At 72.6% G+C, this 234-nt stretch carries 1 protein-coding gene; it reads left to right on the forward strand.

Annotation, left to right across the window (positions count from 1 at the left end):
• The coding region (locus tag ACZ6JE_RS15675; RefSeq protein WP_464319551.1) for a DUF3097 family protein at positions 1 to 139 on the forward strand (139 nt) is incomplete at its 5' end.
• Between the last annotated feature and the right edge of the window lie 95 nt (positions 140 to 234).

Consider the following 234-nt stretch of genomic DNA (forward strand, 5'->3'; position numbering starts at 1 on the left):
CGGCTGGCCGCACGACGACCAGGCCGACATCGCCGCCGCCTGGCTGCGGATCCTCGGGCGGGTGCGGACCTTCGCCGACCTCGATCCCGCTCTGCTCGGCCCCGTCGAGCGACTGATCGACTTCGTCACCGTCGACTGACGGCACCCGGGCCCCGCCCCGGTGAATCGCCCGGGGGTCCGCGGTTATCCCCGCCCGATGCCCGTAGATTCGGGGCATGGCGGAATCGATCGAGG

This window comes from Frigoribacterium sp. AC759 (assembly GCF_979256015.1).